Origin of the sequence: Streptomyces sp. AK02-01A, assembly GCF_033795305.1 — a bacterium.
GTDB lineage: Bacteria > Actinomycetota > Actinomycetes > Streptomycetales > Streptomycetaceae > Streptomyces.
Genome location: NZ_JARBAE010000002.1, coordinates 340,454 through 354,609 on the forward strand (window position 1 = coordinate 340,454; position 14,156 = coordinate 354,609).

12 protein-coding genes, 1 tRNA gene and 1 pseudogene are annotated in these 14,156 nt (G+C 68.5%); 8 read left to right on the forward strand and 6 right to left on the reverse strand.

The window, feature by feature from the left end; genetic code table 11:
• Nucleotides 1-33 precede the first annotated feature (33 nt).
• The 4 genes and pseudogenes from PV679_RS03925 (at nt 34) to PV679_RS03940 (ending at nt 5,347) form a co-directional block, all read left to right on the forward strand.
• Nucleotides 34-2,550, forward strand: a complete 2,517-nt coding sequence (locus PV679_RS03925; protein WP_319678749.1) for a phosphoribosyltransferase — start codon at nt 34-36, stop codon at nt 2,548-2,550.
• Nucleotides 2,547-3,380 (forward strand): HAD family hydrolase, encoded by an 834-nt coding sequence (locus PV679_RS03930; RefSeq protein WP_319678682.1) that lies wholly within the window; start codon nt 2,547-2,549, stop codon nt 3,378-3,380. Before PV679_RS03925 ends, PV679_RS03930 begins: the two co-directional genes overlap by 4 nt.
• 194 nt (nt 3,381-3,574) lie before the next feature.
• Nucleotides 3,575-4,712, forward strand: a pseudogene (locus PV679_RS03935) (sensor histidine kinase).
• Nucleotides 4,703-5,347, forward strand: coding sequence for a response regulator transcription factor (locus tag PV679_RS03940; RefSeq protein WP_319678681.1), 645 nt, complete (start codon nt 4,703-4,705; stop codon nt 5,345-5,347). The pseudogene PV679_RS03935 and the gene PV679_RS03940 overlap by 10 nt, the downstream one beginning before the upstream one ends.
• 24 nt (nt 5,348-5,371) lie before the next feature.
• Here PV679_RS03940 and PV679_RS03945 read toward each other — a convergent pair whose 3' ends face one another.
• The 4 genes from PV679_RS03945 to PV679_RS03960 all read right to left on the reverse strand — a co-directional run bounded on the left by PV679_RS03945 (nt 5,372) and on the right by PV679_RS03960 (nt 7,905).
• Nucleotides 5,372-5,596, reverse strand: coding sequence for a zinc ribbon domain-containing protein (locus PV679_RS03945; protein ID WP_319678680.1), 225 nt, complete (start codon nt 5,594-5,596; stop codon nt 5,372-5,374).
• Nucleotides 5,597-5,640: 44 nt separating this feature from the next.
• Complete coding sequence (locus PV679_RS03950) at nt 5,641-6,204, reverse strand: DUF4383 domain-containing protein (RefSeq protein ID WP_319678679.1); 564 nt, start codon at nt 6,202-6,204, stop codon at nt 5,641-5,643.
• Nucleotides 6,205-6,285: 81 nt separating this feature from the next.
• Nucleotides 6,286-7,662: a hypothetical protein gene (locus PV679_RS03955; RefSeq protein WP_319678678.1), complete on the reverse strand. Its 1,377-nt coding sequence runs from the start codon at nt 7,660-7,662 to the stop codon at nt 6,286-6,288.
• Nucleotides 7,663-7,728: 66 nt separating this feature from the next.
• Nucleotides 7,729-7,905 carry a hypothetical protein gene (locus PV679_RS03960; RefSeq protein ID WP_319678677.1) on the reverse strand — a complete coding sequence of 59 codons (177 nt, stop codon included), beginning with the start codon at nt 7,903-7,905 and terminating at the stop codon, nt 7,729-7,731.
• A gap of 249 nt (nt 7,906-8,154) precedes the next feature.
• On the opposite strand from PV679_RS03960, the gene PV679_RS03965 reads away from it, so the two are divergent.
• Nucleotides 8,155-8,226 (forward strand) — tRNA-Val (locus PV679_RS03965).
• Nucleotides 8,227-8,422: 196 nt separating this feature from the next.
• On the opposite strand, the gene PV679_RS03970 is transcribed toward PV679_RS03965, so the two are convergent.
• A complete protein-coding gene (locus PV679_RS03970) occupies nt 8,423-9,385 on the reverse strand; it encodes an N-acetylmuramoyl-L-alanine amidase (protein ID WP_319678676.1) in 963 nt (320 codons plus the stop codon).
• Between the two features lie 809 nt (nt 9,386-10,194).
• Nucleotides 10,195-11,130, reverse strand: coding sequence for a nitroreductase/quinone reductase family protein (locus PV679_RS03975; protein WP_319678675.1), 936 nt, complete (start codon nt 11,128-11,130; stop codon nt 10,195-10,197).
• 556 nt (nt 11,131-11,686) lie between these two features.
• Here PV679_RS03975 and PV679_RS03980 point away from each other — a divergent pair.
• The 3 genes from PV679_RS03980 (at nt 11,687) to PV679_RS03990 (ending at nt 14,154) form a co-directional block, all read left to right on the forward strand.
• Nucleotides 11,687-12,370, forward strand: a complete 684-nt coding sequence (locus tag PV679_RS03980) for an NADPH-dependent F420 reductase (RefSeq protein ID WP_319678674.1) — start codon at nt 11,687-11,689, stop codon at nt 12,368-12,370.
• A gap of 230 nt (nt 12,371-12,600) precedes the next feature.
• Nucleotides 12,601-12,873: a DUF4873 domain-containing protein gene (locus tag PV679_RS03985; RefSeq protein WP_319678673.1), complete on the forward strand. Its 273-nt coding sequence runs from the start codon at nt 12,601-12,603 to the stop codon at nt 12,871-12,873.
• A gap of 318 nt (nt 12,874-13,191) precedes the next feature.
• A complete protein-coding gene (locus tag PV679_RS03990) occupies nt 13,192-14,154 on the forward strand; it encodes a xanthine dehydrogenase family protein subunit M (RefSeq protein WP_319678672.1) in 963 nt (320 codons plus the stop codon).
• Nucleotides 14,155-14,156: the final 2 nt, after the last annotated feature.

Sequence of the window (14,156 nt, forward strand, 5' to 3'; positions counted from 1 at the left end):
GCCGCGTCGTCAGCGAGAGAAGAGATCGCCAATATGGTGTGGTCGGGCACATGGGTCGCTGAACGGCTGGGAGTCGAACTCGTCGGTGGCCGAGAACTACGGGATCTGATGGGTCTGGCCCTGCGCCGCAACCCCAAGCGGGCTCACCTCCTGGTCTCCAATGTGCTGGGTAAACATGTGCCTCAGAGCCCCCGAGTCGTATACGGGACCGGTTTCGGACTCGGAAAGCGCGTGAGTGACCTTCTGGGCCCGGACGTCGAGCGGGCAGTGGTGCTCGGTTACGCGGAGACCGCGACCGGCCTCGGCCACGCGGTCGCAGACGGGATGGGACGCTCTCCGTATCTCCACTCGACGCGCCGCCCGGTCGCGGGCGTCGCGAGGGCGGGCGGCTTTGAGGAGTCGCATTCGCACGCCACCTCGCATCTGCTGCTGCCCGAGGATCCCGGACTGTTCACCGGCGACGGCCCGCTGGTCCTTGTCGATGACGAGTTCTCCACGGGCAACACCGTCCTCAACACCATCCGCGACCTCCATGAGCGCTATCCACGCACCCGGTATGTCGTGGTCGCTCTGGTCGACATGCGCTCCGCCGCCGATCACGGCCGGCTCGCCGAGTTCGCCCGGGACATAGGGGCCCGCGTCGATCTGGTCACCCTGGCGTCCGGCACGGTCCGGCTCCCGGACGGCGTCCTGGAGAAGGGCCGGCGGCTCGTGGCGGAGCAGGAGGCACTGACCTCGGCCCTGGCCGCACCGGCGCCGGCCTCCGCCCCGACGCCGGTGCCGACGCCACACGAAGAGGACTCCGGAAGCGGCGCGGGAGGCGTCGCCGGGGCCCATGCGGTCCGCGTGCCGCTCGACTGGCCGGCCGGAGTGCCCGACGGCGGACGACACGGCTTCACCCCGGCCCACCGGATCCGGCTGGAGTCCTCGCTGCCCGCCATGGCGGCCGCCGTCGCCGCTGAGCTCGGCGCCGCGCGCCGCGTCCTGATACTCGGCTTCGAGGAGCTGATGTATGCCCCTCTGCGGCTGGCCGAAGCGCTGGAGCGGACAGTCGAGGCGGAGGTGAGGTACTCCACCACGACGCGGTCGCCGGTACTGGCCGTGGACGATCCCGGATACGCGATCCGTAGCCGTCTGGTCTTCCCCGCGCATGACACCGCGGCCTTCCCGGACGGCGACGGCATCGGCGACCGGTACGCCTACAACGTCGCGGGTGCGGGCTTCGACGCCGTGGTCGCCGTCATCGACTCCGTGGCGGACTCCTCCGAGCTGCACGCTCCTGACGGACTGCTGGCGCAGCTCGCCGCGCACATACCCCGTGTCCTCGTTACCGTCATCCCCTCGTATGTCCCGTCGTCGTCCTCCCTTCCGGGCCCCTCGCACCACTCCGAACGGCAGGAACCTCCCATGCTGCCCGAGCCCCTTCGCGGTCCCGCCTTCTCCTCCTACGCGCCCGACGATGTGGGCTGGCTCCTCCAGGACATGTCGGATGTGGAACTGGAGGCGCCCACGGAGGAACGCGAGGAGGCCGTGCAGAACGGTGGCGCGCACTATGCCGAATCCCTTCCTGTCGAATACCAGCCGAGCGCCCAGTACCAGGAGCTCTTCAAGTCCGCTCTGGATGCCTCGGCAGCCCGTATCGCGCGGGCCGTGGGCACCGTCACCGAGACCGTGCTCGCCGAACGATCACCCCGCCCCGTACTTGTCTCCCTGGCCCGTGCGGGCACGCCGGTCGGCGTACTGATGCGGCGCTGGGCTCAGCGGCGGCACGGCCTGGATCTGCCGCACTACGCCGTCTCCATCGTCCGTGGCCGAGGCATCGACGCCAACGCCCTGCGCTGGCTTGCCGCCCACCACGACCCAGCCGATGTCGTCTTCGTCGACGGCTGGACCGGCAAAGGCGCCATTACCCGCGAACTGGCGGAGGCCCTCACCGAGTTCGGCGGATTCAACCCGGAGATCGCCGTCCTCGCCGACCCCGGCGGCTGCGTGCGGACCTATGGCACCCGCGAGGACTTCCTCATCCCTTCCGCCTGCCTCAACTCGACTGTCTCCGGACTGATATCCCGTACGGTCCTCAGAGCCGATCTGGTCGGCCCGCACGATTTCCACGGCGCGAAGTACTACCGCGAACTTGCCGGCACGGACGTCTCGGCCTACTTCCTGGACACTGTCGCGGCCCGCTTCGACGAGGTCGCGGAAGCCGTCGAGGGTGAGGTGAAAGAGATGCTCACAGCGGACCGTGCCCCCACCTGGGCCGGCTGGGCGGCCGTCGAGCGGATCAGCGAGGAGTACGGCATCCACGATGTGAACCTCGTCAAACCGGGTGTCGGGGAGACGACGCGCGTCCTGCTGCGCCGCGTTCCCTGGAAGATCCTTGCCCAGCGCGGCGCGGGCACCGACCTCGACCATGTCAGGCTGCTGGCCGAACAACGCGGTGTGCCCGTGGAGGAAGTAGACGGCCTTCCGTACACCTCCGTCGGGCTGATCCATCCTCAGTACACCCGCGGCGCGACCGGCGCGACTGGCAAGGCTGTGACCGCGAAGTGAGCACTCTCTCGAAGCCGCCGACCCTCGTCGCGAGCGACCTGGACCGCACTCTCATCTATTCGGCCGCGGCACTCCAGCTTCCGATGCCCGATGCGGACGCTCCCCGGCTGCTCTGTGTCGAGGTGTATGAGAACAGACCCCTGTCGTATCTGACAGAGACGGCCGCCGGGCTCCTGGACCAGCTCTCCCGCACCACCGTCTTCGTACCGACGACCACCCGCACTCGTGAGCAGTATGGACGCATCCATCTGCCAGGACCCGCCCCGCGCTTCGCGATCTGCGCCAACGGCGGCCATCTCCTGGTCGACGGAGTGTCCGACCGCGACTGGGCGGCCCAGGTGGCCGGCCGGCTTGACGACGAGTGCGCCTCCCTCGCCGAGGTCCGCGCCCATCTGCTCTCCGCCGCCGACCCCGCATGGCTCCTCAAGGAGCGGATCGCGGAGGATCTCTTCGCCTATCTCGTCGTGGACCGGGCCCTGTTGCCCGAAGGCTGGGTGAAGGAACTCGCCCTGTGGGCCGGGAGCCGCGGCTGGAGCGTCTCCCTCCAGGGGCGCAAGATCTACGCCGTACCGCAGCCGCTCACCAAGAGCGCCGCGGTGCGCGAGGTGGCCCGTCGCACCGGAGCCGAACTGACCCTGGCTGCCGGTGACTCGCTGCTCGACGCCGATATGCTGCTCGCCGCTGACCGCGCCTGGCGCCCGGGCCACGGTGAACTCGCCGACACCGGCTGGAGCGCCCCGCATGTGGACGCGCTCCAGGAGACAGGCGTCGCGGCGGGCGAGGAGATCCTCCGACGCCTCGGCCTCGCCGCCGCTCAGACCCTGGCCTGACCATCCGGCGCCGCGGAGAGTGTCCATCGGCCGGAGAGCGTCCATCACATCGTTGACCCGTGTAACCGCGCTTTTCTCGATCATGCATTCAACGCTAAGCAGCGGCGGGCGAAGGCGCATTGAAGCCGACCGCAAGGAACAATGAGGTTTTCCGCAGTGCGCGTCCCGGTGCCGCCCGACTAGCGTGACTGATCATGAAAGCGGTGGTACGCCGAGGGCTGCGGCTCTCGGCAGGACTCTTCATCGGTAGCGGCGCGGCGCTCGTCGAGCTGCTCTTCACTCTCTTCGCGGGCATCGCGCTGTTGCTGGTGCTCGCCTGGCCGCGCGGCCGGCAGGCCGTCATGCGTCCGCTCTCGGCCTGCGCCCGGAATCTGGTCGAGATGGAGCGTCACCGGCTCCGTACGCTGCTCGGCGAGCGGGTCTCCGGTGCCTATGAACCGGGCGGCGTGCTGCGCTATCTCGCCGTGCGCTGGACGCTCGGACTGCTCGGCGCGGTCGTTCTGCTGTCCGTGCTGATCGGCGGTGGGTATGGCACGTTCTTCGTCTACGCCTGGCTGATCATCGACATCCAGAGCCCCGGCGTGGTCGTGGTGGGCAGCCTTGGCGGGCTCTTCCTTCTCTTTCTGGCATTGCAGGGAATCTTCGGGGTCGCCGCGCTCGAAGGGAATCTGGCCCGGCATTTCCTCGGGCCCAGCCATCAGGAGGAGTTGGAACGCCGGATAGTGCAGCTCGCCACCAGTCGCGCCGGAGTCGTGGACGCCGTCCATGACGAACGCCGGCGCATCGAGCGGGATCTGCACGACGGGGTTCAGCAGCGGCTCGTCGCCCTCGGCATGCTGTTGGGCCGCGCCCGGCGCAGCAGCGACGCCGTACGCGCGGACGAACTGCTGCGCCAGGCCCACGAGCAGAGCCGTGAGGCCCTGACGGAGCTGCGTGAAGTGGCCTGGCGCGTCTATCCGACCGTGCTCGACGAGGCGGGACTCCGGGCGGCGCTGGAGACCGTGGCGGAACGCTCTCCGCTCCCCGTGCGGTTGAGATGTGTCCTCAAGACCGAGCCGACGAAGACCGCGGCGAACGTCGCCTATTTCGTGGTCGCGGAGAGCGTCACCAACGCCGTCAAGCACTCCGGTGCGCCACGTATCGAGGTTGAGGTCCTCGAAGAAGCGCGCACGCTGCGCATACGCGTAAAGGACTACGGTCAGGGTGGCGCGGACCCCGCGGGCAGCGGTCTCCTCGGCCTGGCCCGCCGTCGCCGCGCTCGACGGACTGCTTCACATCAGGAGTCCGCCCGGCGGCCCCACCACCATCACCGCGGAGATCCCATGCGAGTAATCCTTGCCGAGGACTCGACCCTGCTCCGGGAGGGGCTGGCACGGCTCCTCATGGAGGAAGGCCATGAGGTGATCGGATCGGTCGCCGACGCCGATGCGCTGATCGTCGCGGTCTCGAAGGAGCAGCCGGACGTCGTTGTGGCCGATGTCCGGATGCCGCCCTCACACACGGACGAGGGTCTGCGCGCCGCACTGGAGATCCGGAAGCGCTGGCCGGCCGTGGGCGTGCTTGTCCTCTCCCAGTATGTGGAGAAGCGCTATGCGACCGAATTGATGACCGGAGAGTCGGAAGGTGTGGGATATCTGCTCAAGGACCGCGTCGTCGAAGTGGACGAGTTTCTGGACGCGTTGGAGCGGGTCGCCGCCGGCCGGGCGGCCTTCGACTCGGAGGTCGTACGGCAGTTACTGGCCCGTTCCCATCGCACCGATCCGCTGTCCCGGCTCACCGACAGGGAGCAAGGAGTGCTCGCCGAGATGGCGCAAGGGCACACCAACGCGAGCATCGCGCAGCGGCTGCACATCTCCCAGAGCGCTGTCGAGAAGCACATCAATGCGATCTTCGAGAAGCTCGAACTGACCGGAAGCACCGGCTACAGTCGTCGGGTCCTGGCTGTACTGCGCTATCTGGACACGTGAGCCCTGTCCTGCCTGCCCGGCGGGTCAGCCGCAGCAGCCTCCGCCGCAGCAACCACCGCCACCACCGGCCGCCGGGGCAGGGCCCGGGGCGCCGCCCTTGGCGGTTCCGCCAACGGCGACGGTGGAGAGCAGCTTCACGGTGTCGTTGTGCCCTGCCGGACACGACGCGGGAGCGGCGGACTCCGACATCGGTCGACTGAGTTCGAAGGTGTCACCACAGGAGCGGCAGCGGTACTCGTAGCGAGGCATGGGGTCAGGCTATCCGAGGCAGGGATCAGCCATCCGGATTCCGACTATCCGACTCCCACCTGGCCTCTGCCGCCCCTGGCCCTGTGGAGCTGCTCGCGCTCCGCCTGCTCAGGATGGCGGGCCCGCCAGTACGGGTTGTCGTGCGGCAGGCTGCCGCTGACTCTCCCGTACATACCGAAAAACATCAGCATCACGCCGACCACAAAACTGAACAGCACATTCTGGATGCGGAAGGCGAGGAAATTGAAGCCGGTGTCGAGCAGCGCGAGATTGATGAAGCCGCTCGCGATAAAAAGGACGCCGAGGACCATATTCAGAGTCGAAGCGATATTTCCGCCGATCACCATGCCGATGAGAAGCAGGAGGCCCACACAGATGGAGAGCACGCTCAGCGACCCATTGGTGCTCAGGCCCGCGACTCGGGCGCCCCCGGTGTCAAAGAAGCCGATCTTGTCGATCAGTCCGAGGATCCCGAAAACGATGAGAATGAGGCCGGTCACTCCGGCCCCGATGCGGTACACCTGATTGAGCCGGTGATCGACGGGAAGCTGTTCGTCGAGCCTGACATGCCGGCGCCGAGGTGGCCGACGGAGCGCTTGGGTGGCCATGGGCGGCCTCCTTTGGCGGTGCACGGCTAGTGGTGATACGTACGTAGGTCCAGCATCCGTCCACAGCCGGTGGTGGACAACTCAGGCGCGATGCCCGGCCCCCGCTCCGCGCTCCTCGCGGATCTCCGAAACGACATGGGCCACGGTCTGGCGTACCGCCTCGGTCTCCGTCAAAAAATGCCAGTAGTCGGGATGGCGGCCCTCCAGCGCGGCCACCGCCCGGTCCAGCCTGGCCACGGACTCGTCCAGCGGACGGGCATGGCGAGGTTCGGGCGTATTCCGTCCGCTCATGGCCAGCCGTTGTGCGTCCCGGATCGCGAACCGCGTGCGGTCGATTTCCTGCTGCGGATCCTTTGAGACGGCATTGAGTCGTCGCAGCCTGTCACCGGCAGCGGAGACCGCCTCATCGGTGCTGTTCAGCAGGGCTCGTGCCGTACTGAGCAACGCCGTCGCGTCCGCCCATCGCTGCTCTTCCCGTGCCTTGCCGGCTTCCTTGAGTTTCTCCTCGGCCTGGTGCACGTTGCCGGCCGCCTCGTCGGGGACGTGCTGCAGATCCTGCCAGCACGCGGCGGTGAAGCGGCGGCGCAGCTCGCTGAGCACGGGCTCCACCGAGCCGGCACGGTTCGTCAGGGCTTGCGCGCGGGTGCGCAGCGACACCAGCCGTCGGTCGATCTCCTGGGCGCGCTCCGGGAGGCGTTCCGCCTCGACGCGTACGGACTCGGCGTCCCGGACGACCCGGTCCGCGCGCTGGAGTGTCTCCGCCACACCGTGCTGTCCCGCACCCTGGTTGAGTTTTGTCAGCTCGGGGCCGAGCACGGCGAGCCGGGCGGCGAGATCGTCCGCCCGCAGTCCGGAGCCGCGCACGACATCGAGAGCGTTGCTCGCGGAACGGAGTGCCTGCCGGGCCCGCTCCACCGAAGGCGCCAGCCGTGCCAACTGCGTCTCGGCCTTGTCGAGCAGCGGTCCCAGGCCTTGCTCGAACCGGTCCAGCTCGACCTTGACCCGCTCCAGCTCGTCCTTGGCCTTTGTCAGCTCGCCGCGCGCCTTCGACGCGGTCGAGGGCTCAAGATCGTCGCGGTCCAGATCGTGCGCGTCGACGGCGCTGATATAGCCGCGGCTCGCCTCGTCGATGCGCTGTCCCAGCGCCGCGAAGTCGTCCACGGCCTTGCGGGCTCCCGGCGAGCTGTCCACAGCGGTGATGGTCTCGATCGAGATCCGCAGATCGCGCTGGGCGGTGTCCAGCTCATAGAAGGCGGCGGCAGCGGCGTCCTTGGCGGCCTGTGCGTCGGCGCGCTGGCTCTCGCCGCGCCCGCCGAACCAGCGTCGCGTGCCCCCGCCGGCGAAGGCGCCCGGCAGCGCGGCAACGATCAGTGGCACCGGCAGCAGCATCAGCGTGAGGACATCACGGACGGCACTCGCCTTCGCTCCTGTGCGCGGCCGCGTGTGTGTCGCCGTCACATCCCTCTCCCGTGCTCGCCTGCCCGGTCCATTCTCCCACCAGGTAAGGACGAACACACGAGCCGGTTAGTTCGCACTTCGTACAGTGACTTGCCCGTTGTCGCTGCGCGCGTTCAGCACATGGGTGCTGCCGTCGTCGGTCGGAACGCCCACTTGGACCTGGCCGTTGTGGCTCGTCGCCCGCACGGCGTATGGAGTGCCTGACCTGGGCAGATCGATCTCGATCTTTCCGTTGTTACTCACGGTGTCCACCTGGTCGGCCATGCCGGTGAGCCGCGGCCGGACCGATCCGGGCGTGGCGGTCGCTCGCGACCTCCTCGCGGCGGACAGGGCGAGCGGACGCCTCGGCGGCCGATCCGGCCGCCCACCGTCTCGGTGCTGGGATACCCGCCCCTCGCCCCCTGTGCGCCGCGGCCGCATCTCTCGGCTGCTGTCCGGACCTGCGGTTTGCGGGCCTGCCCTCCTGGCCATGTACGCTGTTGCCTCATCCACGGGTGCGTAGCTCAGGGGTAGAGCGCTGCTCTTACAAAGCAGATGTCGGCGGTTCGAAACCGTCCGCGCCCACAGACGGACAAGCGCAGATGAGACCCCCTTCCTTGTAGATCAGAGGAAGGGGGTCTCCTGTGTGTGGAGGGTCCGTATGCCACATACGTTGCACATCGCGACGTGGATCACGCCCGTCCCGGCCGGACGATGCCGAGCCCGGAGCGCACGACGATCCGCTTCCTGTGGTCAGGTGTGAGAAGTCGGGTGTGAGATGTCAGGAGTTGGAGGCGCCGGTGATGTCGACGTCGACCTTGACGACGGCGTCGGCGATGGCCTGTTGGACGGCGGCGACGATGGTGGCCGTGTCGTCGTCTCCGCCGACCGCGGCGGCCAGCGCGGCGATGGCCGCCGTCTGTGCGGCGACGGTCTTCTCCAGGCCGCGGACCCGGGCGACGACGTCCTTGAGCAGGGACTGTGCCTGCCAGGTCGGGTTGGTCTTGACGTCGGGAGCGTCGGTCGGTGCGGCGATCGCGTCGGTGGACCAGACCGCGTCGAAAATGTCCTTCTTGGTGATGCCGGCCATGGTGTCTTCCTCTTCGGGTGGCGTGGTCGGGTTCCAGTTGGCGGGGTGGGTCAGGCGTTCGGCGATGTCGGCTCGCAGATCGACCATGGAGAAGCCACGCGGGTCGATCTTGTCGTTGGACCACTCCAGGTGGCCGATCGCCGACTTGGCCGTCCAGCCGTGCGCTCGGCAGATGGCCGCCTGGACGCGGACGATCGCGTTGTACTGGGCGGCGGGCCAGGGGTCCTTGCCGTCGCCGAGGTTTTCGCACTCCCAGCCGTAGAAACGGGAGTTGCCGTCGACGCCGTCCGCGTTGCCCCTGGTGGGCGGCGTCGGGCGGGAGCCGTAGGACTCGGCGATCACCTGCTCCAGCACCTTGGGATCGCCGCCGCCGGCGTGATTCGTGCGGCCCCAGCCGACCAGATGGACCCGGCCGTCCTTGGCGATCATGCCGTGGCAGAGCGGTCCTGGCAGGGAGCTGTAGCCGTCCCGGACGATCGCGACGCTGTTCGCGGTGCCCTTGGTGACGGTGTGGTGGACGACCGAGCCGTTCACCGGGCCCCAGGCGCCCACCGAGTTGCGGTTGTGGGTCCGCCAGGACCCGACCTCGACAACGACGACGCCTTCCGCCCGGAGAGCGGCGAGCGCCGCCGAGGCGGTCAAGGGTGTGGCCATCAGTTCGCTCCTCGTTCGACAGGCCGGGCGTCGCCGCGCCGACTGGGCCGGTACGTTCTGTTCGCCGGTACGAGCGCGCCCGTCCGACGCCCCGACGCGGCCGCGAAGGCATTCTTCGTCAACGACGCGGCGGCGCTCGCCACGCCGGATCCGTCGACGATGCCGGCGAAAGCGGCCTGGTCGGCTATGTCCGGGCCGCGGCCGATTCCGTACCGAATGGCGTGGTGAACAACCTTTTCCGTTCCGTCAGGCAGGGCCATCAAATGTTCCATTCGTACGTGGTGAGCAGGGAAGTCGGAGGCTCTCGCGTCGGCGAAATCGAAAGCCGGTCCGATATTCTCTGTGATCACCTACTCGGTCGCCGTAGCGGTGGACGCGGCGGCATGGGCGGTCTGTGTCGGCCCGGCCGCGTGGTTCGCGGTCCCGTGAGCATCGCCAGAATGCCCGGGCCCGTCGGGCCGGAGATTCTGGTTGAACTCGAACGAGTAATTCCCTGAATTCGGTGCCGGGAAGCGGAAGCTGTCGAACGGTGCTGGGCTGCCCGTGACGGCTTCCTTGTCTACTCTTACCTGAACTCAGTGTCCGCCACCGGGTGTTACCGGGATCCGGTGGCGGATTTCGTACATGCGTCCGGCCTGCTGAGTGAAGAGGATGACGACGCAGGCCAGTTCAGTATCCGTACTGGTGACTGGTGACTGGTGACTGGTGACTGGCGACCGGAGACCGAAGACCGGTGCCGGCGCGGGAGTCTCACGTCCCGCGCCGGACACGGCGACACGCGCCGGTGCGACGGCCGCACCGGCCATCTGTCAGGTGACGGGTCCTTCCGCCGTGTCCGGCGGCGGTGCGGACGGCGGCCACGGGACCTCGGCCAGCAGTGGAAGGAGCGATTCCTCCTCGTGGTCGAGGTGCGCGTTCAGTTCTCTCGACATCCGGTCCAGCTCGACGCGGAAACGCTGAGGATCGGCGGCGCCGATGTCGGCCAGCAGCGCGGCCAGTTCGCCCTGGACGCGCGCGATCGTACGGTGTTCGTCGCCGAGCCGGCCGAAAGTGTCGGCCAAATCCGGGTGATAGTGCGCGATCCCAGGGAAAAGGTGTGCGTCCTCGCTGGTGTGATGGAATTCCAGCGACTGACAGAACGCCAGACAGCGCTGACGGATCTGCAGTCCGAGGCGTGGCACCGGTGGCTCGCCGTGGCCGTCATACGCGGCGTGCGCGGCGAAATGCGCATCGACCTCCGCGCCCACGTGACGCAACTGGGCGCGCAGCCAGGTGTGGACCTCCATGAGCTTGTCGGCGAGAGTGCTGACCTCACGCGGTTGCTCCCAGGAGTCGGGCTCGGCGCGCTCCAGTATGACGACCGGCAGCGGCCGGGCGGTCCGGGCCTGGTAGTCGGCGTATCCGGGCGCGTCCCGCACAAAGCGCGCGAACAGTTCCTCGCGCCGCGCGCCCTCGGCAGGGACCGCGATGGCCTCGAACACTTCGCTGCCGATCTCCACCCGCACCACGGGATGGACGAGCAGGTTGTGGTACCAGTCCGGGTGGTGCGCGGCGCCGAGGTTGGAGCCGACGATCAGCAGCAGGCCGCCGTCGCGGACATGACCGAGTGGCGTGGTGTGTTCCGTCCCCGACCGTGCGCCGGTGGTCGTCAGCAGAAGGAGATCACCGTCCTTGAAGGGACCGCCGACCTTTCCTTCATGGGCGCGGAACTCATCGATGACCGATTGATTGAAAGACGTGGGCATACGGCTTCGGTTCTCCAGAAAAGGCATGGTCCGCGCCGAGCGCGGTGACGGGTGACGGCGGAATACAACGACGAGCGCGCCGCGCGCGGCGGGTGTCGATCGCGCGCGGATATTCGTCCGGAGACGGACACCGACTGGATACGCGCGGCGACAGACGGCTCCCGAGGTGATGGCCGTCAGGAGGCATGGCACGCCGAGGTCGTACGGGATGTCGGGACCGCGGACGCGCGGGACGACGCGCGGACGCGCTGACGTCAGATACGGGGTGCGGAGTATGGACTCAAGGCGAGATCCCCTGTGAGAGGTGTTCGCCCGATCACCGGCCCGCCCACTGCTCTTCGGCCGGCGTCACGCGACACCGGCTCCATTACATTCATCCGGCGGTTGGCTGTCAACGCGTGGCCCTGGCCGGGGGCGCGCGCCCGGACGCGGGTGGTTCCCGTATCAAGGAGCTCCTCCGCGCGGCACTCGGAGAGCGGCCGGCCTCGCGCAGGACGGTGCGGGATTTCGCGGGCCGGTGCGGAAGGAATCGCGCGGATCACGCGTTCTTCCTTCTATGGCTACTCTTGGACTCATCGGCAGCGGACATATCGGAAGCGCGCTCGCACGGCTGGCGGTTGGCGCCGGTCTGGATGTGGTGCTCAGCAACTCGCGAGGCCCGGAAACCCTCTCCGAGCTTGTCGCGGAGCTCGGTCCGCGAGCTCGTGCCGGCACCGCGCAGGAGGCGGCGGCCGCGGGTGACTGGGTGGTGGTGACGATCCCGCTCAAGGCATATCAGCAGGTCCCGGCGGCGCCTTTGGCCGGGAAGACCGTCATCGACACCAACAACTACTACCCGGACCGGGACGGGAAGCTTCCCGAGCTGGACTCGGGTGAGACGACGAGCAGTGAGCTTCTCCAGCGCCACCTGGAGCGCTCGCATGTCGTCAAGGCCTTCAACAACATCTTCTTCAAGCACCTCGCCGTCCTTCCGCGGCCGTCGGGCGCGGCCGACCGCAGCGCACTGCCGATCGCCGGTGACGACGCCACCGCCAAGGTGAACGCGGCGGAGCTGATCGACACTCTCGGCTTCGACACCGTGGACGCGGGTCCGCTCGCGGAAGGCTGGCGGTTCCAGCCGGGTACGCCGGTCTACGGCGTGCCCTACGCCGAGAAGTCGCCGTCCCAGTTCATGGACGCGCCGGCCGGCCCCGCTCCGGCGGACAAGATCGCCGAAGACCTGGCGGCGGCCAAGCGCTGACACACCGATGACGGATGGGGCCGCCGCGCCGCTGTGTCGCCGGACGCGGCGTTCATGACGGCGGTCCCCTCTCGGTGGACCCTCTTGGCGGGCCGGAAGGCGCACAGGGCCGCGTCGGCCGGCGTGGCGTTCCGCCGTCGCGGCACAGTGCGGCGCCGGCGCCGCTCGACTGGCAGATCATACGAGCGGCCTTGGCGGGAGCCGGGCCTCTTTGGGCGCACACTGGGCCCGTGAGCAACTACCAGGGGCCCGCGACTCTTGTCGCCGGCGACTCCGAGATCGAAGTCGAAGCCACACTGAGCGCGAGTCTCTCCGGCGCGGTGCGCCAGTGGGGCGGCAGCGTCCAGACCAGGGAAGCGGGTGAGGACTTCTACGCGGCTCTGGACAGCGCCGATGTGAAGATCCGTTTCCCCGACGGCCAGGAGGGCACCGTCGTGGCCACGCACACCGCCATCGGCAGCGGTCGGCTGCGGGTCTCGGGAACGGGCGCCATTCCGTTCTGATCCCGAAGACCGGGCACCGTCCCGTTCTTGATCCCACATAACGGAGCGTGCGTACGCGCACCGGCGGCAGCGACAGTACGCAGCCGCGAGACCGCGACAACAGCGACTTAAGCGACACCTTAAGTCGCTGTTGACTTTCTCCGTCCCGAAGAGCCCAATGACGAGGACAAAGGGCTCAATGGCGGCCAAATGGCAGGTTTGGCGTCATGAGCAGTAGCACGCAGTGATGAGCAGCACGCTGTCAGGAGACAGGCGCTGTCACGACCGGGACGACGTCATGAGAAGCATGAGAAGCGGGGGCGGGAAGAAGGACCGCTGATGCAGGTTCCCGCGCCGTTCGCGTACGAACGTGCCACCAGCGTCGACCACGCCATCGGGCTTCTCGATCGGCTGGGAGACGCGGCAAGGCTGGTCGCCGGCGGTCACAGCCTGCTCCCGATGATGAAACTGCGCCAGGCCAACTTCGCGTATCTGATCGACATCAACGATCTCGCCGCGGAGCTGCGTTACATAGAGGTGGAGCCGGACCGGATCCGTATCGGTGCCCTGACCCGCCATCGCGAAATGCTGGAATCCACCGCTCTCGCCGAGACGTTTCCGATCTTCGCGGACGCCGAGCAGATGATCAGCGACCCGGTGGTGCGCGAGCGCGGCACGCTCGGCGGCTCACTCTGTCAGGCCGATCCGTCGGAGGATCTGTCCGCCGTGTGCACGACCCTCGGCGCGAGCTGTGTGATCCAGGGCCGCGAGGGCCGGCGGCTGGTCGCGATGGAGGACTTCCACCGAGGACCGTACGAGACGGCCGTGGGCGACGCCGAGATGCTGATCGAGGCGCGCTTCCCGGTCCGGCCGTACGGTTCCAGCGCGTACGAGAAGGTCGAGCGGCGCGCGGGGGACTGGGCGGTGGCCTCGGCCGGCGCGGCCGTCTGGCTGGACGGTGTGGTCATCGCCGACGCGCGCGTGGGGCTGGCGGCCGTCGGACCGAACAGCATGGGGCTGCCGGAGATCTCGCGCGCACTGCGCGGGCGGCTTCCGTCGGAGGAGCTGTACACGGAGGCCGGTGCGATCGCCGCGGCGTCCTGCGAACCGGTCACCGACCGCCGTGGCAGCGCCGACTACAAACGCCATCTCGTCAGGGAACTGACCGCGCGCGTGCTGCGCCGCTCCGTCGCACGGGCCAGGAGCGACCGGATCGCGAAGAGCGTTCCGGCCGGCGCCTCCGATGATCCGTCCGCGCGGGACGGCGGGCAGCCGACAGCACCCGAAGGACCGGGAGACTGATC

Excerpts from the sequence above, each read along its gene's own strand:
- PV679_RS03925 (WP_319678749.1), top strand. The coding sequence starts at position 34 with ATGGTGTGGTCGGGCACATGGGTCGCTGAACGGCTGGGAGTCGAACTC.
- PV679_RS03940 (WP_319678681.1), top strand. The coding sequence starts at position 4,703 with ATGCGAGTAATCCTTGCCGAGGACTCGACCCTGCTCCGGGAGGGGCTG.
- PV679_RS03945 (WP_319678680.1), bottom strand. The coding sequence starts at position 5,596 with ATGCCTCGCTACGAGTACCGCTGCCGCTCCTGTGGTGACACCTTCGAA.
- PV679_RS03950 (WP_319678679.1), bottom strand. The coding sequence starts at position 6,204 with ATGGCCACCCAAGCGCTCCGTCGGCCACCTCGGCGCCGGCATGTCAGG.
- PV679_RS03970 (WP_319678676.1), bottom strand. The coding sequence starts at position 9,385 with ATGGCCACACCCTTGACCGCCTCGGCGGCGCTCGCCGCTCTCCGGGCG.
- PV679_RS03975 (WP_319678675.1), bottom strand. The coding sequence starts at position 11,130 with ATGCCCACGTCTTTCAATCAATCGGTCATCGATGAGTTCCGCGCCCAT.
- PV679_RS03980 (WP_319678674.1), top strand. The coding sequence starts at position 11,687 with ATGGCTACTCTTGGACTCATCGGCAGCGGACATATCGGAAGCGCGCTC.
- PV679_RS03990 (WP_319678672.1), top strand. The coding sequence starts at position 13,192 with ATGCAGGTTCCCGCGCCGTTCGCGTACGAACGTGCCACCAGCGTCGAC.